This window comes from Streptomyces sp. TRM49041, assembly GCF_008271805.1.
Lineage (GTDB): Bacteria > Actinomycetota > Actinomycetes > Streptomycetales > Streptomycetaceae > Streptomyces.
Map to the genome: position 1 here is coordinate 30,397 of NZ_VSRY01000166.1, position 24,907 is coordinate 55,303.

General features: G+C 71.7%; 20 protein-coding genes. 11 read left to right on the forward strand and 9 right to left on the reverse strand.

The genetic code is table 11. The features are described from left to right. The first annotated feature begins 572 nt into the window (after positions 1-572). Positions 573-1,064, forward strand: coding sequence for a PH domain-containing protein (locus FVS66_RS29040; protein WP_149184219.1), 492 nt, complete (start codon positions 573-575; stop codon positions 1,062-1,064). A gap of 8 nt (positions 1,065-1,072) precedes the next feature. After that, positions 1,073-2,398: a PH domain-containing protein gene (locus FVS66_RS29045; RefSeq protein WP_262387279.1), complete on the forward strand. Its 1,326-nt coding sequence runs from the start codon at positions 1,073-1,075 to the stop codon at positions 2,396-2,398. Positions 2,399-2,707: 309 nt separating this feature from the next. Here the strand turns inward: FVS66_RS29045 and FVS66_RS29050 are convergent, their stop codons facing one another. The 3 genes from FVS66_RS29050 to FVS66_RS29060 form a co-directional block, all read right to left on the reverse strand. Further along, complete coding sequence (locus FVS66_RS29050) at positions 2,708-3,175, reverse strand: hypothetical protein (protein ID WP_149184221.1); 468 nt, start codon at positions 3,173-3,175, stop codon at positions 2,708-2,710. Positions 3,176-3,177: 2 nt separating this feature from the next. Then, positions 3,178-3,426, reverse strand: a complete 249-nt coding sequence (locus tag FVS66_RS29055; RefSeq protein WP_149184222.1) for a hypothetical protein — start codon at positions 3,424-3,426, stop codon at positions 3,178-3,180. A gap of 95 nt (positions 3,427-3,521) precedes the next feature. Further along, positions 3,522-4,622, reverse strand: a complete 1,101-nt coding sequence (locus FVS66_RS29060) for a pyridoxal-phosphate dependent enzyme (RefSeq protein ID WP_262387280.1) — start codon at positions 4,620-4,622, stop codon at positions 3,522-3,524. Positions 4,623-4,839: 217 nt separating this feature from the next. Here FVS66_RS29060 and FVS66_RS29065 point away from each other — a divergent pair, with 217 nt between their 5' ends. The 7 genes from FVS66_RS29065 to FVS66_RS29095 all read left to right on the forward strand — a co-directional run bounded on the left by FVS66_RS29065 (position 4,840) and on the right by FVS66_RS29095 (position 13,305). Further along, positions 4,840-6,423 (forward strand): S8 family peptidase, encoded by a 1,584-nt coding sequence (locus FVS66_RS29065; protein WP_149184223.1) that lies wholly within the window; start codon positions 4,840-4,842, stop codon positions 6,421-6,423. Between the two features lie 571 nt (positions 6,424-6,994). Beyond that, a complete protein-coding gene (locus tag FVS66_RS29070; RefSeq protein ID WP_187645739.1) occupies positions 6,995-8,086 on the forward strand; it encodes a DUF4190 domain-containing protein in 1,092 nt (363 codons plus the stop codon). A gap of 196 nt (positions 8,087-8,282) precedes the next feature. Continuing rightward, a complete protein-coding gene (locus FVS66_RS29075) occupies positions 8,283-9,038 on the forward strand; it encodes a GntR family transcriptional regulator (RefSeq protein WP_149184225.1) in 756 nt (251 codons plus the stop codon). A gap of 266 nt (positions 9,039-9,304) precedes the next feature. Further along, the gene (locus tag FVS66_RS29080; protein WP_149184226.1) at positions 9,305-9,484 is read left to right on the forward strand and encodes an SPOR domain-containing protein; all 180 of its coding nucleotides are present in this window, start codon (positions 9,305-9,307) and stop codon (positions 9,482-9,484) included. A gap of 27 nt (positions 9,485-9,511) precedes the next feature. Continuing rightward, positions 9,512-9,997, forward strand: coding sequence for a (deoxy)nucleoside triphosphate pyrophosphohydrolase (locus FVS66_RS29085; protein ID WP_149184227.1), 486 nt, complete (start codon positions 9,512-9,514; stop codon positions 9,995-9,997). A gap of 191 nt (positions 9,998-10,188) precedes the next feature. Further along, the gene (locus FVS66_RS29090; protein ID WP_149184228.1) at positions 10,189-10,617 is read left to right on the forward strand and encodes an ATP-binding protein; all 429 of its coding nucleotides are present in this window, start codon (positions 10,189-10,191) and stop codon (positions 10,615-10,617) included. 180 nt (positions 10,618-10,797) lie between these two features. After that, positions 10,798-13,305 (forward strand): SpoIIE family protein phosphatase, encoded by a 2,508-nt coding sequence (locus FVS66_RS29095; protein WP_149184377.1) that lies wholly within the window; start codon positions 10,798-10,800, stop codon positions 13,303-13,305. 60 nt (positions 13,306-13,365) lie between these two features. Here the strand turns inward: FVS66_RS29095 and FVS66_RS29100 are convergent, their stop codons facing one another. From FVS66_RS29100 to FVS66_RS29125, 6 genes are all read right to left on the reverse strand, one after another. After that, positions 13,366-14,079 (reverse strand): PspA/IM30 family protein, encoded by a 714-nt coding sequence (locus tag FVS66_RS29100; protein ID WP_149184229.1) that lies wholly within the window; start codon positions 14,077-14,079, stop codon positions 13,366-13,368. Continuing rightward, positions 14,076-16,118: a TPM domain-containing protein gene (locus tag FVS66_RS29105; protein ID WP_149184230.1), complete on the reverse strand. Its 2,043-nt coding sequence runs from the start codon at positions 16,116-16,118 to the stop codon at positions 14,076-14,078. The genes FVS66_RS29100 and FVS66_RS29105 overlap by 4 nt, the downstream gene beginning before the upstream one ends. A 99-nt stretch (positions 16,119-16,217) precedes the next feature. Continuing rightward, entirely contained in the window at positions 16,218-16,985 is a 768-nt protein-coding gene (locus tag FVS66_RS29110) for a succinate dehydrogenase/fumarate reductase iron-sulfur subunit (RefSeq protein ID WP_149184231.1), read from the reverse strand. Beyond that, positions 16,982-18,925: a fumarate reductase/succinate dehydrogenase flavoprotein subunit gene (locus tag FVS66_RS29115; protein ID WP_149184232.1), complete on the reverse strand. Its 1,944-nt coding sequence runs from the start codon at positions 18,923-18,925 to the stop codon at positions 16,982-16,984. Before FVS66_RS29115 ends, FVS66_RS29110 begins: the two co-directional genes overlap by 4 nt. 23 nt (positions 18,926-18,948) lie before the next feature. Continuing rightward, positions 18,949-19,779: a hypothetical protein gene (locus FVS66_RS29120; protein WP_149184233.1), complete on the reverse strand. Its 831-nt coding sequence runs from the start codon at positions 19,777-19,779 to the stop codon at positions 18,949-18,951. Between the two features lie 143 nt (positions 19,780-19,922). Further along, positions 19,923-20,159, reverse strand: coding sequence for a hypothetical protein (locus FVS66_RS29125; RefSeq protein WP_149184234.1), 237 nt, complete (start codon positions 20,157-20,159; stop codon positions 19,923-19,925). 259 nt (positions 20,160-20,418) lie between these two features. Here FVS66_RS29125 and FVS66_RS29130 point away from each other — a divergent pair, with 259 nt between their 5' ends. Next, positions 20,419-22,773, forward strand: coding sequence for an ABC transporter family substrate-binding protein (locus tag FVS66_RS29130; protein ID WP_149184235.1), 2,355 nt, complete (start codon positions 20,419-20,421; stop codon positions 22,771-22,773). Positions 22,774-22,978: 205 nt separating this feature from the next. Beyond that, positions 22,979-24,886 (forward strand): translational GTPase TypA, encoded by a 1,908-nt coding sequence (typA, locus tag FVS66_RS29135; RefSeq protein ID WP_149184236.1) that lies wholly within the window; start codon positions 22,979-22,981, stop codon positions 24,884-24,886. Positions 24,887-24,907: the final 21 nt, after the last annotated feature.

Consider the following 24,907-nt stretch of genomic DNA (forward strand, 5'->3'; position numbering starts at 1 on the left):
CCTCGATTGGGTGGGGTGCAGGGAATCCTGCCAGAGGAAAAGGGTGATCTGAACGAGGTTGCTCTACGCGCAGAGATGTCGCCAATTCAACCACTATGAAAGGTGATTTGACGGACCGTCAATTATCCTTGTTCTGTGGTGACTTGGGTGCGGGAGGGGTGGTGGCCTGGCCCGCCTCGGCGGTTCTGCATTGCGTGGGCTTTACGTGAACTTGACGTTCTTCGCTCGTCATTAGATGCATTGTCAAATAGCCGAATCGCCGAGCGTGCTCGCCATGTGACTCTCCATGCATTTCGCTGGAGATTCACTCAACGCGGAGTGGGACAGAGCGTTACCCGCCGTGCTCGCTGCGTCGACATGCAGAGGCGGAGCTTCAAGGGCGTCATATCCGGACCTGACCGTGTCCTGCGTGGTGAGGCAATTAGCCGGAAGGTTCCGCCATCGTGTTATTCGCGCGGATGGATGCGCAGTTCGGCCGGAACACCGGCTCTTCCCGCCATCTCCGTGCGCTCGGCAGCACGCTCCCGACCAGCAGCGACAGGTGCACCGCGACCGGTATATAGGCTGATCGTATGAGTACGAGGACGGGGAGCGACGCCGGGACGGCGTGGACGAAGCTTCAGGGGGGACTGGTGCGGCTGCGCCGGCTGGTTCTGGTGAGCACACTGGTGCCGATCGCGGTCGTGGGGGCGGCTGTGCTGTGGCCGCAGGCCGGGCCGGGCTGGGCGGCTCTGGTCGCGCTGCCGCTGCTGGCGCTCACCGGCTGGGGCTGGTGGCTGATCGAGCGCAACTGGCGTTCCTGGCGGTACGCGGAGCGCGCCGACGACTTGCTGATCAGCCGCGGGGTGCTGTGGCAGGAGCTGACCGTGGTGCCGTACGGGCGGATGCAGCTCGTCGAGGTCACCTCCGGGCCGCTGGAGCGGCGCTTCGGGCTCGCGAGCGTGCAGCTGCACACCGCGGCGGCCGCGAGTGACGCCCGTATACCCGGGTTGCTGCCGGAGGAGGCGAGGCGGCTGCGTGAACGCCTCGCCGAGCTGGGCCAGGCGCGAGCGGCCGGCCTGTGAGCAGGTCCGTGAGCGAAGAGACCGCAGATGAGCGGGAGTCGGTCGAGGCGGTCGAGCGCCGTCTCCACCCCGTGACGCCGCTGCGTCGTGCCTGGGCGCCAGTGGCCGTCGCCGTCGGCGTGATCGTCCGTGATCTGGGCGATGCGCGGCAGTGGCTGGAGGGACCGACTGTCGGGCTGGTACTGCTGGGCATCGCCGTGCTGCTGCTGGCGGGTGGCGCATACGGCTTCCTTTCCTGGTGGTTCACTCACTACGCGGTCACCGAAACCGAACTGCGCATCCGTACCGGCCTGCTGTTCCGCCGTAGCGCGCACATCCAGCTCGACCGCCTCCAGGCCGTCGACGTCACCCGGCCGCTGCTCGCCCGCTTCGTCGGCGTGGCCAAGCTCAAGCTGGACGTCATCGGGGCAGACGAGAAGGACGAACTGGCCTACCTGAGTGAGCGGGAGGCGCGTGCGCTGCGCGCGGAGCTGCTGACACGCGCCTCCGGCAAGACCTCGGAGGCAGTAGGGGAAGCAGGCGAGGCGCCCGTACAGCAGCTGGCCCGCGTCGAGCCGAGGACGCTGGCGGTCTCGATGCTGCTGAAGGTGAGCACCTGGATCGCGCTGGCCGCGGCGCTGGCCGGGCCGCCGGTGGTGTGGGCGCTGAGCGACAGCCTGTGGGCGGCGATCGCGACGGCGCTGCCGTTCCTGGGCGGGGGGTGGGCGATCAGCGGAGGCCGCTTCGTCCGGGAGTACGGCTGGACAGTCAGCGAGTCCCTCGACGGGCTGCGGCTGGACCACGGGCTGCTCGACCGGACGCACGAGACGGTGCCGCCGGGGCGGGTGCAGACCGTGCGGATCGTCGAGCCGCTGCTGTGGCGGCGGTGCGGCTGGGTGCGGGTGGAGCTCGATGTGGCGGGCTCGGACAACGACGTCCTGCTACCGGTCACCGAACGCGCCGTCGCGGAAAGGGTCGTGGCCCGTGTCCTGCCCGGGGTTGACCTGGAGGCGGTGACTGCCGCGCTGGGGCGCCCGCCGCGACGGGCACGGTGGGCGGTGGCGGCGTGGTGGCGCGGCTACGGCTTCACGGCCGACGGCCCGGTCTTCGCCTCGCGGCACGGGCTGTTGGGCCGCTCGCTGGCTCTGGTCCCGCATGCGAAGGTGCAGAGCATACGCCGCGTGCAGGGGCCGTGGCAGCGGAAGCTGGGACTTGCGGACGTGCACATCGACACAGGAGCGGACCACACGGTCACAGCCCACCATCGCGACGCCGCCGAGGCCACGGCCCTGGTGGCCGCCCAGGCCCGACGCTCCCGCACGAGCCGCCACGAGGAGATCCTGACCGCCGGCTGACTGCGGACCGCCGATGCCGCCGTCAGGCGGAAGGCGCGGGGCCAGACGATCGGTGGTGGGGCGCCGATGCCGCCCGCGGCGCCTCCGGGGACCACTGTCTCCCGTTCTCGCGAACATCGACCCAGGCGCTCGGCGTGGCGCCGGTGGTCCTCGACCTGGCGAAGGCCGCGGCCCGGGGCATGACGTCTGCGGCCGGGCCCTGCCACTGGCCGGCGGGGAAGCCGCACCGGTATGGGCGGGGCGGGGAAGGGGCCGGGCTCCGATGAGCCCGGCCCCTGTCGCATGCCCGTGCCGGCTTGGCGGGGGCCATCAGTGGGGGTGGGCCGTGAGGTGGGCTGCCAGTTGGGCGCGGGTGGTGGTGGGGTCCGCGACCAGGGCGGCCAGGGTGTCGTCCGCCAGGGGGGTGGTCGCTACGGCGGGGCAGTGGTGGCAGGCGGAGGGGCCTGTCTGGTGCCACCACTTGCAGTGGGGGCGCAGGTGGCAGCGGGGGACCGGGCCGGTGGCCTCCGGGGGCGGGAGGGCCAGCATGCGGTCGGCCAGGCCGCAGGTGGTGCCGACCCGGTTGGCGCACTCGCTCACGCAGTGGGAGGCGAAGCGGAGTACCCGGGTGGGCGGGATGCCCTCCGGGAGGGTGGCGACGACCTCCGCCGCGGGGAGGGGAGCGGCCAGGTAGTCGACCTGGCCGTCCGGTCCGGACCGGACGCCCAGGACGACGGACTCCGGCCGGTCGGGCGCCCCGCTGGGGCACCACTCGACGGGGGCTGCGTCCGCGGGCATCGTCAGCAGGGCTTCGGGCTGCTGTCGGCCTGGGGCGCGACGTAACCGATCACATTGCCCTCGGCGACCGCACCGCCCCGGCTCTCCTCGAGTTCGACGGCCTGCCGGATGCTCTCGGCGAGCTGCTGCGGGGTGGCTATGCGCCCGACGGCCGGGCGCTCGGCCGCGGACGCGGTCGTCACCGAGGCCGTCGCCAGACCGGTGGCCAGAGCGGCGGCTGCCGCCGCGGAGCGGAGTGTGGACTTCTTCATGCGGTCAACTCCCTTGTGCAGAAAAGGAATCCGAGGGTGTACACGGTGCCTTCAATGCTCCGTGGCGGCAAGATCCGGGCCCGGCGTGGCGCCCCTCAGCCCTGGGCAAGGCCCGTCTTCGTGCCCGATCCGCACAGGGGTACCACCACGGCTCCCTGCGGCGGCTCCGCCCTGACCGCCGCCCAGCACGCCACGCCCGTCGGCTCGACATACAGACCCCGGCGCGCCAGGTCCAGTTGGGCGTCGCGGATCTGGGGGTCCGTCACCGTGCGGAAGGTGCCGCCCGACTCCCGGACCGCGCGCAGGATCTGGCGGGCGCGCGGCGGGTTCGGGATGGCGATGCCCTCCGCCGACGTGGGCGCCGCGGCGGCGGGCGTCGCATCGTCGGCCCCCGCGGCGAACGCCGTGGCCAGCGGTGCCACAGGGCGGGCCTGGACGGCCAGCAGCGCCGGGCGCCGGTCGATCAGGCCCGCCGTGTGCAGTTCGGCGGTCGCCAGGGCCGCGCCCAGGAGCAGGGTGCCGTTGCCGACGGGCACGGCCAGGGTCTCGGGGAGGCGGCCGCCCAGGTCCTCCCACAGCTCGTACACGTAGGTCTTCGTGCCGTGCAGGAAGTACGGGTTGAACACGTGTGAGGCGTAGAAGGTGCCCGGCTCGTCCGCTGCCACGCAGGCCGCCCGCGCCGCCGCCTCCCGGCCGCCGGGGACCACGTTCAGCCGCGCCCCGTGCGCCCGGATCTGCTCCAGCTTCTTCGACGACGTGGCCTCCGGTACGTACACCGTGCAGTCCAGCCCCGCCCGGGCGCAGTACGCCGCCACGGCCGTCCCCGCGTTGCCGCTGCTGTCGGCGACCACCCGGTCCGGTCCGAGCCGGCGGGCCAGCTCGGCGAGCAGCACCGCGCCTCGGTCCTTGAACGACAGCGTCGGCATCAGGTAGTCGAGCTTGGCCGACACCTCCCCGGTCAGCCCCACGAGCGGTGTGCGGCCCTCGCCGAGCGAGGCGTACGGCTCGGAGAGCGGCAGTGCCTCCTCGTAACGCCACAGCGAGTTCACCCGGTCCCGGAGCGCGCCCGGCCGTACCGGCGCCGCCGTGAAGTCCAGGTCCCAAGGGCCGCCGCACCGCGGGCAGCGCCAGGTCAGCGAAGAAACGGGTGATCGGACTCCGCACACCGGGCAGATGTAGTTCGCATCTTTCGCCATGGCGGCCAGCATGACAGTTGTGTGGCACATGTGTTGACGGCTCTTCAGCACTCTTGTGTGATTCCTATGGATCCGTCAATCTTTCGCCAGGCAGTCCGAGATGGGTGACGCCGCCGTTCGTCGTGGCGCGATCCGTCGTGCATGCATCAGGGGTTGTCATGCACCTGTCGCAATATCCCCCACAGCAACGCACCACCAAATGAGGAGGACCCCTCACATGTCAGTGATGCGTACGTCGCGGCGGAGATTCACCGCGGCCAGTGCCATAGCCGTCGCCGCCCTCGCTCTCGGCTCCGTCTCCGCGCTCCCGGCCGCCGCCGCCGGCTCCACCCAGGAAGGCGTGATCGAGAACGCCGGCGCCCCGAACGCCGTCCCCGGCAGCTACATCGTCACGCTCGACGAGTCCGCCGCCGACTCGGACTCCGCGTCCGGCAAGGCCGTCGCGGCACGCTACGGCGCGAAGATCAAGAAGACGTACACCGCAGCGCTCAACGGCTACGCCCTGGAGCTCTCCGAGTCCCAGGCGAAGAAGCTCGCCGCCGACCCGGCCGTCGAGTCCGTCGTCCAGGACCGTGTCTTCACGATCTCCGGCACCCAGCCGTCCCCACCGTCCTGGGGCCTGGACCGTGTGGACCAGCGGAACCTGCCGCTCAACCGGAGCTACACGTACCCGGAGCCGGGCGGTGAGGGCGTCACCGCTTACATCATCGACACCGGTGTGCGCATCAGCCACAACGACTTCGGCGGCCGCGCCTCCTACGGCTACGACGCCGTCGACAACGACAACACCGCCCAGGACGGCCACGGCCACGGCACCCACGTCGCCGGCACCGTCGGCGGATCGTCGTACGGCGTCGCCAAGAAGGCCAAGATCGTCGGCGTCCGCGTCCTCAACAACCAGGGCTCCGGTACGACCGCCCAGGTCGTCGCCGGCATCGACTGGGTGACCCAGAACGCGGTCAAGCCGGCGGTCGCCAACATGAGCCTCGGCGGCGGCGTCGACACCGCTCTCGACAACGCCGTACGCAACTCCATCTCGTCCGGCGTCACCTACGCCGTCGCGGCCGGCAACGACAGCAGCAACGCCTCGAACTACTCGCCCGCGCGCGTCGCCGAGGCCATCACCGTCGGCTCCACGACCAGCTCGGACGCCCGCTCCAGCTTCTCCAACTACGGCAGCGTGCTGGACATCTTCGCGCCCGGCTCGTCCATCACCTCCGCGTGGAACAGCAGCGACACCGCCACCAACACCATCTCCGGTACGTCGATGGCGACCCCGCACGTCGCGGGCGCGGCCGCGCTGTGGCTGGCCAACAACCGGTCGGCGACCCCGGCCCAGGTCTCCTCGGCGCTGACCTCCGCCGCCACCACCGGTGTGGTCGGCAGCCCGGGCTCCGGCTCCCCGAACCGTCTGCTGTTCGTGGGTGAGGGCGGCGACGAGCCCCCGCCGCCCACCGGCGACCGCTTCGAGAACACCTCCGACTACGCGATCAACGACCACGCCACGGTCGAGTCGCCGGTCACCGTCACGGGTATCTCGGGCAACGCCCCGTCCAGCCTCCAGGTCGAGGTCGACATCCAGCACACGTACATCGGTGACCTGCGTGTCCAGCTCGTCGCGCCGGACGGCACCGCGTACACGATGAAGGGCTACGGCACCGGCGGCAGCAGCGACAACATCAACACCACGTACACGGTCGACGCCTCCTCGGAGAGCGCGAACGGCACGTGGAAGCTGCGGGTGAGCGACAACGCCTGGTGGGACACCGGGAAGATCGACGCGTGGGCGCTGCAGTTCTGACGCCTGGTCGAGTTTGAGGGGCGGCCGCCGAGACTGGGTGGCCGCCCCTTGTCCGTGCGGCGGCCGTCGCACGGCCCCGTCTGCCGCGCGGCGAAACGGCGGGGCCGCCGCCGACCGAGGCGCCGCCCGGGGCCCTGGGTGGGTGTCGCACCCTCGCGGGGTGCCGACACCGTCCGTTTTGTGGGCGGGCGATGCGCCGTCGGACCGGTCCGGACCGGACCGACCGGGGTGGAACGGGCGGAAGGGACGGAAGGGGTGCTCCCGTGGAGGGGCGGTGCGACCGGGCGGGTTGAGGCCGGTACGGGGGTACGGGCGAGCCGGGTCAGGTGGCCGAAAGTCGTGGGTCGGGTGTCGGGGTGGGCCCGAGCCGACAGGGGGCGGCAAGGAGGCCGCAGCGGGCGTGGGGGTGTTGGCCAGGAGTGCGGAGCGAGCCGGCGGCGGGGGCGTACGGCCTCGCCAAGTGGCCGAAATGCGCCCTTCGTCGTCCGTATTCGCTCGCCCGCCGTCCAGCGCGTACGATGCGCGCCGCTCATACGTTCGTTCCCCCGCCCCCGACAGGAGCACCGTACCCGTGTCATCGTCCCCGCAGGGCTGGCCCGCGCCGCAGCAGCCCCAACCGCCGGTGCCCTCCATACCTGGGGCGTCGCAGCCCTCGGCGAACACCAACGGCCTCGCCATAACCTCCCTCATCACCGGCGTCGTCTGCCTCGTGCCGCCGCTCGGTCTGATCCTCGGCGCGCTGGCGCTGCGGCAGATCAAGCGGAAGGGTGACCGGGGCAAGGGTCTGGCCGTCGCCGGTATGGTCCTCTCCCTGATCAGCACGGCGCTCGTCGCCGCCGGCCTCGCCACGGGCTCCTTCAAGGAGGCCGTGGACAAGGCCCGTGAGGTCAAGGAGGAGATCGCCAGCTCCAGTTCCGCGTTCAGCCTCCGCACGGGCGACTGCTTCAACCAGCCCGGGGGTACGGGCTCGGAGCAGGAGGTCGAGCGGGTCAAGAGCGTGAAGTGCGATCAGCCGCACGACGCCGAGGTGACCGGCGCGTTCCAGCTCACCGGGACCGAGTACCCGGGCGTCCCGGCGATCGAGAAGCTGGCGGAGGAGCGCTGCTTCAAGATCAGCGAGGAGTACTCGCTGGACTCCTGGGCCGTGCCGGAGAACGCCGTGACGTACTACTACCACCCCACCGAGGAGAGCTGGCGGCAGATCAAGGACCGTACGGTCACCTGTGCCTTCGCCGCCGAGACGGGCAAGCTGACCGGGTCGCTGCGGGCCGACGCCACCACGCTGGACGCCGACCAGGTGGCATACCTCAAGGCCATGAACGGTGTCGACAACGTGCTCTTCGAGGAGCCCGAGGAGGACCCGGAGGTCGACTTCGACGGCAACGTCAAGTGGGCCGGGACGGTCGAGAAGTCCCTCGGTGAGTCGATCGCGCAGCTGAAGGGCCACACCTTCCCCGGCGCCTCCGCCCAGCCGGTCGCGGATGTCGTGAAGGAGCTGGAGAAGGCCCGGAAGCACTGGGCGAAGGCGGCCACCGCGGCCGACGCCGACACCTTCTGGGAGCACTACGAGCCGGGTTACGACGCCCTCCCGCTCGCGCTCGGCAAGGACGCGCGCACCGCGCTGAAGCTCTCCACCACCCCGCCGGCCGCGCCGACCAGCTGACGAGGTGCGCGCTGACGGGTGTCAGGCGTGGGTGTCAGGGCGTACGGCAGTCGCGGGACCGCCGTACGCCCTACCCGGGGTAAGGACCCTCCCAAACAGCACGTCATCACTTCGAGTGAAACTCTGGCCCATACTTGCGGCGCTCAACTCTGGGTTGCGACTCTGTAGCTGTCTGTCAACCTGATGGGAGTGGCCCGTGACTTTCGGTGAGCAGCCCGCCTATCTGCGCGTTGCGAGCGATCTCCGAAAAAAGATCGTCAACGGCTCGCTGCCGCCGCACACCCGCCTTCCCTCCCAGGCCCGCATTCGCGAGGAGTACGGCGTCTCCGACACCGTCGCCCTGGAGGCCCGCAAGGTCCTGATGGCCGAGGGTCTGGTCGAGGGCCGCTCCGGCTCCGGGACGTATGTGCGGGAGCGCCCCGTGCCGCGCCGGATCGCCCGCTCCGGCTACCGCCCGGTGAACGGTTCCGTGAACCCCTTCCGGCAGGAGCAGGCGGACGACGGTGCGCGCGGCACCTGGGAGTCCAGAAGCGAGCAGGAATCGGCGAGCGGCCCGATCGCCGCGCGGCTCGGCGTCACGCCCGGCGACCCGGTGATGCGTACGCGCTATGTCTTCCGGGACGCCGGGGAGGCGATGATGCTCTCCACCTCCTGGGAGCCGCTCGCGGTCACGGGCCGGACGCCCGTCATGCTTCCCGAGGAGGGCCCCCTGGGCGGCTGCGGCGTCGTCGAGCGGATGGCCGCCATCGACGTAGTCGTGGACAACGTCCTGGAGGAGGTCGGCGCCCGGCCCGGCCTCGCCGAGGAGTTGCTGGCGCTCGGCGGCGTGCCGGGTCATGTGGTCATGGTCGTGGAGCGCACCTACTTCGCGTCCGGACGCGCGGTGGAGACGGCCGATGTCGTCGTCCCGGCCGACCGCTACCGGGTCGCCTATCACCTTCCGGTGCGCTGAGCCCGAGTGGAGGGTCCGAGGGGGGCCGAGGGGGTAGGGGAGCTGTCGCTGTCGGGTCAGTCCTGGATGTGCCCGTATGTGATGGTTCGTGGGGGCGCGCCCGGACGGGTGCGCCCCCTTCGTTCATGGGCATCCTGGCTGGATGTGTATCTCTTTGTGTAAACGCGTATCCGGTCTGTAAAGGTCAGGCGTAAGGTCAGGCATATGCGGATTGCGGTTTCAGCGAAAGCCTTAGAGACATGCGACCCGGCGGGGGGAGCGGCGTGATGCCCGACACCAGTGCCACCCTTCTCTGGCAGGTCATTCGACAGGACGACAACGGCAACCACTACCGGGTCGGCCGGTACGCGACGCGGGACGAGGCGCAGAAGGTCGCCGACAGCCTCGACTCGCGCGGACATCGGCAGCTCTACTGGGTCGAGCGCATCGGGGAGCCCGCCCGCTGACCCGGACGGGCGGATACGCTCCGGCGCATGACAGATCGTGTGGTGGTCGCCGGAGCCGTCTACGACCAAGGGCGGCTGCTCGCCGCGCGCCGCAGTGCGCCTCCCGAGCTGGCCGGCCGCTGGGAGCTGCCCGGCGGCAAGCTGGAGCCGGGTGAGGGGCCGCGCGAGGCCCTTGTGCGCGAGCTGCGCGAGGAGCTGGGTATCGAGACGGAGCCCGAGGAGCGCATCCCGGGGGAGTGGCCGCTCCGGCCCGGCTACGTACTCCAGGTGTGGACTGCCCGTGTGCTCTCAGGCGAGCCGCGCCCCCTCCAGGATCATGACGAGCTGCGCTGGCTGTCCCGTCGGGAATGGGACAGTGTCGATTGGCTGGATCAGGATGTCCCCGCCGTCATCGAGGCCGTCCGCCGCCTCCCCGAGCGGGAGTCGGGTGGCGCCGGCTCCGGCTCCGAGGCCGGCTCCGGCTCGGAGGTAGGCCCCGCCGGTGCGCCGCCCGGGGCGGCGGCCCGCCCCTGACTCCGGAGGCTTCCGCCCGAACCCCCCGAGCCCGTCCCGACCCGGGCGGTGCGTCAGATGGGATGCGCCGCCCCGCGCGTACGCCGTTCGGGTCACCGTGCGCCGCCGCTGACGATACGGCGCCCCAAATGTCGGGTATGTGCTGATTAGCCCCCCGAAATCGGACGCGGGTCTGCTGTTGGTCTGGGGAAGTGATCGGCGTGATCGACACCGAAGGCGAATGCGCCGAGTGGACCTTCCCCGGTGAGCTCGACTCCGTGCGTACCGCCCGGCACGTCGTCCGCGACACGCTCCGCGACTGGCGGCTCGACTCCCCACTCGGCGACGTCACCGTCCTCCTCGTGAGTGAGCTCGTTACCAATTCCCTGCGGTACGCGTACGGCCCGATCGTGGTGCGCATGATCCGTCTCCCACCCGACCACGATTCCTTCCCGCCCCATCCCGCCCTCCTCGTTGAAGTCTCCGATCCGCTTCCGGACCCGCCCCGCGAGCGCGACCCCGGCCCTGATGACGAGGGGGGCCGAGGACTGCGGCTCGTCGCCGGTTCCGCGCGCCGCTGGGGCATCAGGCAGGGCAGGTCGGGCAAGACCGTGTGGTTCGAGCTGGCTCTACCGGGTTAGAAGAGGTTAGGGACAACGATCACCACAGGCTCGGCTCAAAACGAACGAGACCACCCTGTGATCGTGAACGGCGTGCCGCCGGGGGCCGTAGTGCTGAATACTGCGGGAATGGCCGGTCCGGTGCGGTGAGCTGGAGGGGACGGTCGCGTGAGCGAGATACCTGAGACGGCGAACGGCGTCATGTGGCAGAGCAGCCCGCCTGGCTCGATCTACGACTACATCAAAGTGGCGTCGTTCTCGATAGGTGCCGACGGGCTCGTCGACCAGTGGAGTCTCCGCGCCGCCGAGCTGTTCGGAGTCTCGTCCGACCAGGTCAGAGGCATGGACCCGGTCGAAGCGTTCATCCCCGCCGAACTCCGCCCGCGCGGCCACCGCAAGGTCGCCGAGATCCTCGACGGCAAGGAGTGGACGGGCCTCGTCCCCTTCCGGGTGCCCGGCGAACGGCACGCCCGCGGGCTCGCCGAGGTGTATGTCATGCCGAGCGAGACCGAGCACGGCGAACGCGGTGCGCTCTGCATCGCCGTCGACGTACGCGCCCTACGCCGAATAGAGACCGACTTGGCCTCATCACAGGCGATATTCGGTCAATCTCCCTTTGGTTTCCTTCTGTTCGGTACGGACCTCACCGTCCAGCGCGCCAACCAGCGCTTCGCCACCGTCTTCGGCGGCGCCGCCGAGGACCACCGCGGCCGCACAGTCCACGACTACCTCTCCCGCTCCGAGGCCGAGCGGATGACCGCCGCGCTCCGCCGCGTCCTGGAGACCGGCGAGCCCGTCACCGAACTCGAGATCGTCGGGTCCGTGCCCGGCGCCGCCGACCGCCGCCACTGGTCCGTCAACCTCTACCGTGTCCACAGCGGCGGCGGCCGCCCCATCGGCATCGCCGGTGTCGGCACCGACGTCACCCGCCGCCACAACGCCGCCCGCGAGGCCGCCAGCGCCCGCCGCAACCTCGCCCTTCTCAACGAGGCGACCGCCCGCATCGGCACCTCCCTCGACCTTGAGACCACCGCCCGCGAACTGCTCGACGTCGCCGTGCCCGGATTCTGCGACATCGCCTCCGTCGACCTCTACCAGGGCCTCCTCACCGGCGACGAGGCCCCGCCCGGTCAGGCCGACGGGCGCACCGCCGAACTGCGCCGCGTCGCCTTCGCCAGCGCCGTCTCCGACGCGCCGCTCGTCACTGCCGCCATGCCCGGCGCCGGGTGCCGCGAGACCGGGCCGATCCTCGTCGGCGCCGTCCACCGCTATCCGTTCAACTCGCCCTGTGCCAAGGCCCTGCGGACCGGCCGCCCCCGGCTCGTGCCCACCGACGACGGCGCCCTCGTCCACTCCGCGATCGCCGTGCCGATGGTCGCCCACGACACCGTCGTCGGACTCGTCCAGTTCTCCCGTACGAAGGGCAGCGAACCGTTCGGCGAACGCGACCGGGCCCTCGCCGTCGAGCTCGCCGCCCGCGCCGCCGTCTGCATCGAGAACGCCCGCCTCTACCGCCGCGAGCACCAGCGCGCCCTCATCCTCCAGCGCAGCCTCCTCCCGCCCGGCGACCCCGAGGCCGCCGGCCTGGACATCGCCTGCCGCTACCTGCCCGGCAACGCCGCCACCGAGGTCGGCGGCGACTGGTTCGACGTCATCGAGCTCCCCGGCCAACGCACCGCCCTCGTCGTCGGCGACGTCATGGGCCGCGGCCTGCGCGCCGCCGTAGCAATGGGCGAACTGCGCACCGCCGTACGCACCCTGGCGCAGCTCGATCTGGAGCCCGCCGAGGTCCTCTCCCACCTGGACGAGATCGCCCGCGGCCTCGGCGCGCCCATCGGTGCCCAGTCGTCCCGCGCCGCGCACAAGCCACGCGGCCCCGAGCTGGCCGAGGTGTACCTCGCGACCTGCGTGTACGCCGTGTACGACGCTGTGACCAGGCGCTGCACGTTCGCGAACGCCGGGCATCCGCCCCCCGTGCTGGTCGAGCCGGGCGAGGAGGCGCTGCTGCTCGACGTACCGCCCGGGATGCCGCTCGGGGTCGGTGGCGAGCCGTTCGAGGAGGTCGAGGTCGAGCTGCCCGAGGGGGCGCTGCTGGCCCTGTACACCGATGGGCTCGTCGAGTCCCGCGACCACCCCCTGGAGGAGGGCCTCCAGGCGTTCCGGCGGGCCCTCACCGCGGCCGGGCGGCCGCTGGAGGACGTCTGCGACCATGTGCTCAACACCCTCGACACCCGGCACGGCCAGGACGACATCGCGCTGCTGATGGCCCGTATACGAGGGCTCCCCGCCGAGGCGGTCGGCGACTGGCGGCTGCCGCGCGAGCCGCGCTCCGTGGGGCGGGCCCGCGAGCTGGCCCGCGCCCAGCTGACCACGTGGGCCCTGGAGCCGCTCGTCGACACCGTCGAACTGCTCGTCAGCGAACTCGTCACCAACGCGCTGCGGTACGGCGAGGGCGAGATCCGGCTCCGGCTGCTGCGCGACCGCGCCCTGGTGTGCGAGGTGTGGGACGCCGGGCTCGTCCAGCCCCGGCGGCGGCGCGCCCGCGACACCGACGAGGGCGGGCGCGGGCTCCAGCTCGTCGGGCTGCTCAGCGCGGGGTGGGGTTCGCGGCGCACCCCGCGCGGCAAGACGGTCTGGTTCGAACTGCCCCTGCCGGACGGCGACGGCCCGGCCGAACCGACGGTCGATCAGCTGCTGAGCATGTTCTGACCGACCGCTTCCGAGGCTTCTGAGGAGGTGTCCCAGGAAACCCTTGAGGCCCGGCTCCGGTCAGGCCGCGGACTTGAGCGCGGCGAGCCGGGCCTCGACCTCGGCCGTGTCGCCCAAGCTGTCCAGCCGCTCGAACACCCCGTCCAGGGACGACTCGATGAGTTCCTGCTTGCCGAGGGCCTTGGCCTCCTCGCGGCGTACCTTCGCCTCGAACCGCATGAGCTCGTTCGTCGGGTCGAGGATGCCGAGGTCGCTGATCGCGTCCAGCAACGCGTCGTGCGCCGCGACGGTCCGACGGGGGTCGAAGAGCTCGTCGCGTTCGGCGCAGAGCGCCGCGTCCGTCGCCCTCATCCCCTCCAGACCGTTCTGCAGGTACTGGACGACCGCCCGCTGGGCGGCGATCATCGGCTCCGCGGCCTTCGCGTTCTTCTCCGACTGGAGCTGGCGCTCCAGCGCGACCCTCGCCAGGGTGTCGAACCTGTCCGCCAGCTGCGGTCGGTCCGAGGCGCGCAGCGAGTCCGCCTTGGCGCTCGCCACCCGCGCCTTCTCGCCCCACTCCCGGGCAGCGTCCAGGTCCTCCCGGTGGTCCTCCTCCAGCAGGCGCAGATCGGCGAGCGTCATCGCGACGGCCTTCTCGGCCTCGCCGATGTTGAAGGCGTACTCCTGGATCAGCTGGTCGAGCATCTCCTCGCGGTCCACGGCCTGGTCGAGCACGGTACGGACGTTGGCCCTCGCCAGCTGGGTGACCCGGCCGAGGATGGAGTGCTTGGTCATGGCGCCTCTCCTTGCGCATGTCCTGTGGTGTGAGAACCCCTCAGAGGGGAGACGCCCGGGGCGGTACCCGACCGTCCCCGGGTACCCCCGCCGCCGAAACGAGCGAGCACCTCGGGTGCACCGCCCCCGAGCACGATCCCGCCGAGCACGGCACCGCCGAGCCCGCCCGGGCCACCGGGACGCGCGTCCGGGGCGGCGTACAGCCGCACATCCTGCTCGGCGAGCGCCTGCGCCTGCCGGGCGAGTGTGTCGGCGCAACGGGCGTCCTGGAGCGCGTCGCGGGGCTCCGCCGCGGTACCGGCGTCGCCGAGATGCCGCCGGGCCTCGGCGAGCCGGGTACGCGCCTCGCTCCGTACGGCACCCCGGTGCGTCGCCAGGTAGTCCTCGGCGGCTCCCAGGGCCGACCGGGCGGTCAGCAGCGCCTGGCCCAGGAACGCCCGCACCCGCCGCGCGTCCCGCTCCCGCAACCGCTCACGCTCCCGCGCCTCGTCCAGCGCGGCGTCCGCCTCTCCGACCCGGCGCAGCGCGTCCAGCGGGTCGTACCGCCCGGCGTCCACGGCCAGCCGTACGTCCCCGACGACGGACTCCAGCCGCGCGACCCGCCCCCGCAGCTCAGCCGCGGGCCCGACGTCCGGCGCCCCCTCCGACAGCTCACGCGACTCGGCCAGATCCCGCTCGGCCTCCGCCAGCGCCTCCGGCAGCCTCCCCGCCGCCTCGGCCAGCTCCACCGCCCGCCGGTCCACCCCGTCCACCAGGCGCCCGGCCTGCCCGAGCGCCGCCTCGGCGGCGTGCAGACACCCGACCACGTCGGCGGGGGCGCCAGGCGACCCACCGAGTGCCTCTCGGGCGGATCGCAGGTTGGCGGCGGCGAACTCCAGACGTTCGGCGGCCTGTTCCGGGGCGGTCGACACCGGTTCGGCCGCCGAGGCGGTGTAGCGGCCGCGCATCGCGACGAGGGCGGCCTCCGCCGTGGTGAGCCGGGCGGACAGTTCCCGGTGGGTGGCGTCGGCGGCGGTCAGGGCGGACGGCGCCGTGCGTTCCAGGTCGCGCAGGCGGTCGAAGGCGTCGGACTCCTCGTCCAGGCGGCGGTCCGCGTCCGCGCAGCGGGCGGCGATCTCCTCCAGCACGGCGCGCCGGACCGTCTCGTCCTCCGGGTGCGCGTCGTCGAACTCCTGGCGGAGCCGGAAGGCCGCCGTCAGCTCGCCCTGCGCGTACGCCACCGCCTCGGTGAACGGCTTGGCGGCCTCCTCGCCGCACTGCGCGACGGCGAACCCCAGCTCCTCCCGGCTGGTCCGCACCGCGTCGTCCGTGTCGACGAGCGCCCGCCGGGCGCGCGCGTCCAGCTCCGCGTCCTGCGGCACCGGCACGCCGCCGTGCGGGGTCGTCCGGGTCCGGGTGCGCCTGCGCCGGGTGATGTACGCGTACCCGGCGGCCACCAGGACCGCGGCGACCAGCACCACCGGGACGATCAGGTCCGCGCCTGGTGACCCTCCGTCGCCCGGGTCGGGGGCGCCCTGCGTGATGGCGGGGACCGGCACGGGGCGTCCCGCCAGCACGGCGCCGTACCCCTCGGCGGCGCCGATGGCGGCGCCCGCCCAGTCGTTGGCGAGCAACGCGGGGTCGATCGCGGTACGGGCGACCTCGTCCAGCTGGGTCTGCGACAGGCGGCCCGCCGGGTCGGCGGTGTACGCGTACTGCCCGTTCCCGGTGGCCACCGCCAGCAGCACGTCGTCGGCGCCCAGCCCGTTCCGGTCCGCCGTCTCGCGGGCCCATTCCGGCGCCGGCCGCCCGGAGAAGTCCCGTACGTACACCACGAACAGCCGGACCCGCTGTTCGTCGTACAACCGATCGAGCGCCCCGGTCGCATCCGGCTCCCGCACGCCCAGCGCGTCCACCCGGTCGGTGATCTGCCCCTCGCCGGCCAGCGGAACCGGTTCCTCCGCACGCCCCTCCGGAGCGGCGGGCCCCATGAGCCACCACGCCGCCACCAACAGCCCAGTGAGCAGGGCCCCCAGGGCCCGGGTGGCTCTCCGCGTCACATGAGTGAGGCTAAGGCGCCCCCGGGAGCCCCGCGACCGGACGAAGGTCCCGGGCCCCGGCCGGGTGGCCCCGGCACCCGGGCAGCGGGCAGCGGGCCGTCACGTCCGGCGGCGGATCTTGTCGCCGAGCCAGACCAAGGGGTCGTACTTGCGGTCGACCGCGCGTTCCTTCAGGGGGATCAGGGCGTTGTCGGTGATCTTGATCTGTTCGGGGCAGACCTCCGTGCAGCACTTGGTGATGTTGCAGTAGCCGAGGCCGTGCTCCTCCTGGGCCGTGCGCTTTCGGTCCAGGCCGGTCTCCTCGGCCGCGTCCAGGGGGTGCATGTCCAGTTCCGCGATACGCATCAGGAAGCGCGGGCCCGCGAAGGACGTCTTGTTCTCCTCGTGGTCGCGCACCACATGGCACGTGTCCTGGCACAGGAAGCACTCGATGCACTTGCGGAACTCCTGCGAGCGGCCCACGTCCATCTGGCGCATGCGGTAGTCGCCCGCCTCGACCCCGGGCGGCGGTACGAACGAGGGGATCTCCCGGGCCTTCGTGTAGTTGTACGACACGTCCGTCACCAGGTCCCGCACCACCGGGAACGCCCGCAGCGGCGTCACCGTGACGACCTCCTCGCGGGTGAACACCGACATCCGCGTCATACACATCAGCCGCGGCCGTCCGTTGATCTCCGCGCTGCACGAGCCGCACTTGCCGGCCTTGCAGTTCCAGCGGACCGCCAGGTCGGGGGTCTGGGTCGCCTGGAGCCTGTGGATGATGTCCAGGACGACCTCGCCGTCGTTCACCTCCACCGAGAAGTCCCGCAGGGCGCCGCCTCGCGCATCCCCGCGCCACACCTTGAAGTGGGCCTCGTACGACGTCATGAGTGCAGCTCCTCCTCGGCGAGGTACTTGACCAGCTCCTCCTTGTCGAAGAGGCCCAGCAGGTCCGGTCGGACAGGCTCCGTCGTCGTCCTCTCCAGGGCGATCCCGGGCCCGGGCGGGGCCGCCAGGCGGCAGAGGAGGTTCACCCGGCGCCAGGCACGGTCCATCGACGGGTGGTCCTCCCGTGTGTGCCCGCCCCGGCTCTCCGTGCGCTCCAGCGCCGCCCGCGCCACGCATTCGCTCACCAGCAGCATGTTCCGCAGGTCCAGCGCGAGGTGCCAGCCAGGGTTGAACTGCCGGTGGCCCTCGACGACCGCCCGCGCCGCCCGCTGCCGCAGCTCGGCCAGCTTCTCCAGGGCCCGCTCCATCTCCTCGGCGCGCCGGATGATGCCCACCAGGTCGTTCATGGCCTGCTGGAGCTCCTGGTGGACGGTGTACGGGTTCTCCCCGGGGCCTCCGGGGCCTCCGGGGCCTCCGGGGCCTCCAGCACCCGCGGCCACCACCGTCTCGTCCGTGCCGAACGGGCGCAGCGCCTCCCGCGCCGCCTCGTCCACCTGGGCCGCGTCCGCCGCCGGGCGCACTGCGAGCCCCTGCGCGTACTCCGCCGCGTGGAGGCCCGCCCTGCGGCCGAAGACCAGCAGGTCGGAGAGCGAGTTGCCGCCCAGTCGGTTCGAGCCGTGCATGCCGCCCGCGACCTCACCCGCCGCGAACAGCCCCGGCACGCCGACCGCCGCCGCGGTGTCCGACTCCACGGCGACGCCGCCCATCACGTAGTGGCAGGTCGGGCCGACCTCCATGGGCTCCGCCGTGATGTCGACGTCCGCCAGCTCCTTGAACTGGTGGTACATCGACGGCAGCCGCCGCCGGATCTCCTCCGCCGGGAGCCGGCTCGACACGTCCAGGAACACCCCGCCGTGCGGGGAGCCGCGTCCCGCCTTCACCTCGGCGTTGATCGCGCGCGCGACCTCGTCGCGGGGCAGCAGCTCGGGTGGGCGCCGGTTGTTGTCCGGGTCGTCGTACCAGCGGTCGCCCTCCTCCTCGGACTCCGCGTATTTCTCCTTGAAGACGTCCGGGACGTAGTCGAACATGAACCGCTTGCCCTCGGAGTTCTTCAGCACCCCGCCGTCGCCGCGCACCGACTCGGTGACGAGGATGCCCTTCACCGACGGCGGCCAGACCATGCCGGTCGGGTGGAACTGCACGAACTCCATGTTCAGCAGCGGCGCCCCCGCGAGCAGCGCCAGCGCGTGCCCGTCGCCCGTGTACTCCCACGAGTTGGACGTCACCTTGAACGACTTGCCGATCCCGCCCGTCGCGAGGACGACCGCCGGGGCCTCCAGCACGAAGAAGCGGCCGGACTCGCGGTCGTAGCAGAAGACACCCGAGACCCCGCCGTCCGGGGACTTCAGGATCCGCGTGACCGTGCACTCCTGGAAGACCTTCAGCCGGGCCTCGTAGTCCCCGTACTCCTCGAAGTCCTCCTGCTGGAGGGACACGGTCTTCTGCTGGAGCGTACGGATCAGCTCCAGGCCCGTCCGGTCACCGACGTGCGCGAGGCGTGGATACTCGTGGCCGCCGAAGTTGCGCTGCGAGATCCGCCCGTCCTCCGTACGGTCGAACAGCGCGCCCCATGTCTCCAGCTCCCACACCCGGTCGGGCGCCTCGCGCGCGTGCAGCTCCGCCATCCGCCACTGGTTCAGGAACTTCCCGCCGCGCATGGTGTCGCGGAAGTGGACCTGCCAGTTGTCGCCCGCGTTCACATTGCCCATGGCGGCCGCGATACCGCCCTCGGCCATCACCGTGTGCGCCTTGCCGAACAGCGACTTGCAGATGACGGCCGTACGGGCGCCCCGCTCGCGGGCCTCGATGGCGGCGCGCAGCCCGGCGCCGCCCGCACCGACCACGACGACGTCCCATTCCTGCCGGTCGGCCTGCGTCATCAGGCACCTTCTCCTTAACGGTGTCAAAAGAGCCGGGGATCGTCGAAGACGCCCGTCGCGAGCAGATACACGTAGAAGTCGGCAAACGCCACGCTCAGCAGCGACGCCCACGCCAGCTGCATGTGGCGGGCGTTCAGACGGCCGACCCAGGTCCACATCCGGTACCGGACCGGATGCGTCGAGAAGTTCTTCAGCCTGCCGCCGACGATGTGCCGGCACGAGTGGCAGGAGATGGTGTACGCCCAGATCAGCACGATGTTGACGAGGAAGACGACCGTCCCGAGGCCCATGTGGCCCCACTCATAGGAGGCGTCGCGGAAGCCGAGCACGGTGTCGTACGTGAGGATGCCGGCGACCACCACCGCGGCGTAGAAGAAGTACCGGTGGCTGTTCTGCAGGACGAGCGGGAGGCGGGTCTCGCCGGTGTACCGGCTGTGCGGTTCGGCGACGGCGCAGGCCGGGGGCGAGGCCCAGAAGCCCCGGTAGTAGGCCTTGCGGTAGTAGTAGCAGGTCAGCCGGAAGCCGAGCGGGAAGACCAGGATCAGCAGGGCGGGGGAGAGGCCCCACCAGCTGCCGAAGATCTCCCAGTTGGGGCCCGCCTTCATCGGGACGCAGTTCTCGGAGAGGCAGGGCGAGTAGAACGGCGAGACGTAGGGCGCCGCGTAGTAGTCGCTGTTCGCGAAGGCCCGCCACGTCGAGTAGACGATGAAGGCGAGCAGTCCGGCGGCCGTGGCGGCGGGCGGGAGCCACCACCGGTCGGTCCGCAGATGGCGGGGCGCGATGGCGGCGCGTGTGGCGCTGTGGACGCCGCCCCGGCCCGGGTCGATGGAGGGTGGTTCGGTACCTGTGGCCAACGAGGTCTCCGAGGGTGACGGGGGTCTCCTGGGGGAGGGGGCCGGTCTGACGGACCGCGACGGCCGTCGGACAGCGGTCGGACGGCCGTCGTGCAGCGGTCGGACGGCGGTCGTACAGCGGTCGGACGGCGGTCAGGCGGCGGTCACGGAGCGTGCCGGTCCCGGGCTCCCAGGCCCTCGTCGTCGGAGTCCCGCCACAGCGAGGCGTCGTACGGGGTGTCGGGGATGGTCACCAGGTTCTCCGGGCGGCCCGGTGCGGCGGTGGGCCTCTCGCCCGTCCGCTGCTTCTCCTGGGCGAGGTCCCGTTCCAGCTGTCCGACCGAGCGGACCAGGTCGTCGAGGCAGCGCTTGACGGCGGTCAAATCGTCCTGAAGCGACATCTGTTGCCCTCACTTCCGCGATCGCGGGTGGCAAACACGCGCCTGAGAGTGTCGCGTGCCGGCTCCCTCCTTGTGAAGCGGCGTGCACGGATTCCACTCTTCCGCGCGCGCCGTTCCGGACACGTTGGGCCGTACGGGTGGGCTTTGGCGGCCGTCTCGTCGTGTCGCCGACGCCACACCCGTCCCATGTTTTTCAGTGTATGGGCAATAGGTGTGATCATCTCCAAATTCCAGAAAACCGGACGAAGAGGTACAAGTCATGTCCCACGTCGGCGTCCGCGTACTCCGGTCCGCCGCGCTCCTCACCAGTGGGGCGCTCGCCGTCTCCCTACTCGCAGGCTGCGCCTCCGGGGACGAGGGGACCAGCGCCAGGGCCGTACCCGCGGACATCGCCTCCGCCCCCCGGGCCCAGGTCGCGGACGGCGGCTCCCTGCGCTGGGCGGTCGACGCGCTGCCCACCACCCTCAACGCCTTCCAGGCCGATGCGGACGCCGCCACCGCCCGGATCACCGGAGCCGTACTCCCCACCCTGTTCACCCTCGACGAGCGGGGCAGACCCCAGCTCAACGGCGACTATCTGGAGTCCGCCGAGATCGTCGAGCGTGAGCCGAGGCAGGTCGTCCTGTACAAGCTCCACCAGCAGGCCGTGTGGAGCGACGGCCGCGAGATCGGCGCCCCCGACTTCGTCGCCCAGTGGCGGGCCCTGCGCGGCAAGAACAGCGCGTACTGGACCGCCCGGAACGCCGGGTACGAGCGCATCGAGAAGATCGAGCGCGGCGCGACCGACCTGGAGGTGCAGGTCACCTTCGGCAAGCAGTACGCCGACTGGAAGTCCCTGTTCTCGCCGCTGTACCCCAAGGAGGTCATGGGGTCGCCGAACACGTTCAACGACGGCGCGCGCACCAATCTCACCCAGTCGGCAGGACCGTTCCGGCTGAAGACGATCGACACCAAGGCGGGCACCGCGACACTCGTCCGCAACCCCCGCTGGTGGGGAGAGCCCGCCAAGCTGGACCGCCTGGTCCTGCACGCCGTCCCGCGAGCGCAGCGGGCCACCGCGCTCATCAAGAACACGGTCGACATCGCCGCGGTCGACCCCTCCGTCGCCGACCGCATCGCCCGCGCCGCACGCGCGGGCGAGAAGGGCGCCCAGGGGCAGCCCGCCGGCCACGGCTCCGTCGCCGACCTGACCCCGTCGGCCGCCCTGAAGTCCTGGGCCGTCGCGTACGGCTCCGACGCGGCCAAGGCCGCCGAGACGCGCGCCGCCCGACAGCGCCGCCGGGAGGCGATCGCCGCGTACGCGGCCGAGCAGCAGGCCCTGCGCGGCTACGCCGTCCGCAAGAGCCTGGAGCCCGCGTACACGCAGCTCGCCCTGAACGGCGAGTCCGGGCCCCTCGCCGACGAGCGGGTACGCCGGGCTGTGGCCCGCGCCCTGGACCGCCGCGAACTGGCGGAGGCCGTCCTCGCCCCGCTGGGGCTCCCGGCCGAACCGGTCGGCTCCCACCTGGCGCTGGCCGGGCAGCACGCCTACGCGGACAGCAGCGGCGCCCTCGGCAGCCAGGACACCGAGGAGGCCCTGGCTCTGCTGGCCGACGCGGGCTGGACGAAGGCCGGCGCCCGCGAGAGCGCCGCGCCGTCGGAGGCCGCCGAGGCCGGCGCCGGGGCGTCCGGCACCCCCTCCAAGGCCGCCTCCCCGTCCGCCGCGGCCGCCGCCTCCCCGTCCAAGGCCGCGAGCGCCGCCGCCGGGGCGAAGGCGACCGACCGGCCCTCCGACGACGGCCTGTACATCGTCGGTGACGACAAGCCCGGCGCCGATCGCACGCCGGGCACCCACATCCTCGCGCCCGCCCCGGCCGCGGCCGTCCACAGCAGTCTCGTACTCGGCCAGGCCAGGGCGCTCACGGCCGCGCTCACCGACGACCAGAGCGACAAGACGGGCGCCGGGAAGGACACCGACGCCACGGACCAGCCCAACGCCCAGGGCAGCGTCGCCGGCGCCTACGCCCCCGTCGGCACCGCGGCCCCCGCGGCCCCCACGAGCCCCGCCGCGCAGGGTCCCGCGGCCGGCCCCCTCGGCAAGGACGGCCAGCCGCTGGCCCTCCGCTTCGTCCTCCCCTCGGGCCCCGGCTCGGAGGCCCTGCGGACCGTCGGCGAGAAGATCGCCCGGATGCTGGACCGGATCGGTGTCCGCACCGAGATCACCAAGGTCCCGGACGACAGCTTCTTCAAGGACCACATCGCCTCCGGCGACTACGACCTGGCCCTGTACTCGTGGCCCGGCACGGCCTACCCGGCCACCGACGGGCGGCCGATCTTCGCCAAGCCGGAGCCCGCCACCGACGGCTCGCTGCTGGTGGAGCAGAACTACACCCGGGTCGGCACGGACCACATCGACCAGCTCTTCGAGCAGGCCGCCGCCGAGCTCGACGAGAAGGCGGCCCGCGACCTGGTGCGCCGGGCCGACGCCCGCATCTGGGCGGCGGCCGGCTCCATCCCGCTCTTCCAGCGGCCCGAGCTGGTGGCGGTCAGGAAGAACGTGGTCAACGCCGGTGCCTTCGGCTTCGCGACGCCCCGCTACGAGAGCATCGGATTCGCCGCGCCGAAGAAGGGGTGAAGCCCCGGCGAAGCCGGAGAGAACAAGCTCAGAAAGGGCTCAGATCCGTTGCCCGCCGGCCCCGCCGACGGGCACGATCATGCCGCGGAGGCCGAGTGCGCGGCCGCCCCGTACCATGGGACACAGCCGTGGCGCGTCCGCCCGGCGGGCGTACTGAGGAAAAAGAGACGCCGCACCCACGATCCGAGAGAAGCGCCAGCCACCCATGCCCACGCGCCACGACATCCGTAACGTCGCCATCGTCGCCCACGTCGACCACGGCAAGACGACCATCGTCGACGCCATGCTCAAGCAGGCGGGTGCCTTCGCCGCCCACCAGCTCGACTCGGTCGACGACCGAATGATGGACTCGAACGACCTGGAGCGTGAGAAGGGCATCACGATCCTCGCCAAGAACACGGCGGTGAAGTATCACCCCAAGGACGGCGGGTCCCCGATCACCATCAACATCATCGACACCCCCGGCCACGCCGACTTCGGCGGCGAGGTCGAGCGCGGTCTGTCGATGGTGGACGGCGTCGTGCTCCTCGTGGACGCCTCCGAGGGTCCGCTGCCGCAGACCCGCTTCGTGCTGCGCAAGGCCCTGCAGCAGCGGATGCCGGTCATCCTCTGCATCAACAAGACCGACCGCCCGGACGCCCGGATCGACGAGGTCGTCAACGAGACGTACGACCTGTTCCTGGACCTCGACGCCGACGAGGACCAGATCGAGTTCCCGATCGTCTACGCCTGCGGCCGTGACGGCGTGGCCTCGCTGACCAAGCCGGAGGACGGCACGGTCCCCGCCGACTCCACCAACCTGGAGCCGTTCTTCTCCACCATCCTGGAGCACATCCCGGCCCCCGTGTACGACGAGGAGGCGCCGCTCCAGGCCCACGTCACCAACCTCGACGCGGACAACTTCCTCGGCCGTATCGCGCTGCTCCGTGTGCAGCAGGGCGAGCTGAAGAAGGGCCAGACCGTCGCGTGGATGAAGCGCGACGGCTCCGTGCAGAACGTCCGCATCTCCGAGCTGATGATGACGGAGGCGCTCACCCGCAAGCCGGCCGAGAAGGCCGCCCCCGGCGACATCTGCGCCGTCGCCGGTATCCCCGACATCATGATCGGCGAGACGCTGGCCGACCCGGAGAACCCGGTCGCGCTGCCGCTGATCACGGTCGACGAGCCGGCCATCTCGATGACCATCGGTACGAACACCTCGCCCCTGGTCGGCCGCGGCGGCACCGGCAAGGGCGCCGACGCCAAGGCCGCGGTGAAGGACCGCAAGGTCACCGCGCGCCAGGTGAAGGACCGCCTGGACCGCGAGCTCATCGGTAACGTCTCGCTCCGCGTCCTGGAGACCGAGCGCCCCGACGCCTGGGAGGTGCAGGGCCGCGGTGAGCTGGCGCTGGCCATCCTCGTCGAGACCATGCGCCGGGAGGGCTTCGAGCTGACCATCGGCAAGCCGCAGGTGGTCACCAAGGAGGTCGACGGCAAGGTCCACGAGCCGGTCGAGCGCATGACCATCGACGTGCCGGAGGAGCACATGGGCGCCGTGACGCAGCTCATGGGCGTCCGCAAGGGCCGCATGGACAACATGTCCAACCACGGCTCGGGCTGGGTCCGTATGGAGTTCGTGGTGCCGTCCCGCGGCCTCATCGGCTTCCGGACGGAGTTCCTGACGCAGACCCGCGGCACGGGCATCGCCCACTCCATCCACGAGGGCCACGAGCCGTGGTTCGGTACGCTGACGACCCGTAACAACGGCTCGCTGGTCGCCGACCGCTCCGGCGCGGTCACCGCCTTCGCGATGACCAATCTCCAGGAGCGCGGTGTGCTCTTCGTGGAGCCGGGCACCGAGGTGTACGAGGGCATGATCGTCGGTGAGAACTCCCGCTCCGACGACATGGACGTCAACATCACCAAGGAGAAGAAGCTCACCAACATGCGGTCGTCGACCGCCGACGTGTCCGAGTCGATCGTCCCGCCGCGGAAGCTGTCGCTGGAGCAGTCCCTGGAGTTCTGCCGCGACGACGAGTGCGTCGAGGTGACCCCGGAGGCCGTCCGCATCCGCAAGGTGAACCTGGACGCGCGTGAGCGCGCCCGCGCGGCCTCCCGCGCCAAGCACGGCTGACACACCGCGTACGACGCTCCG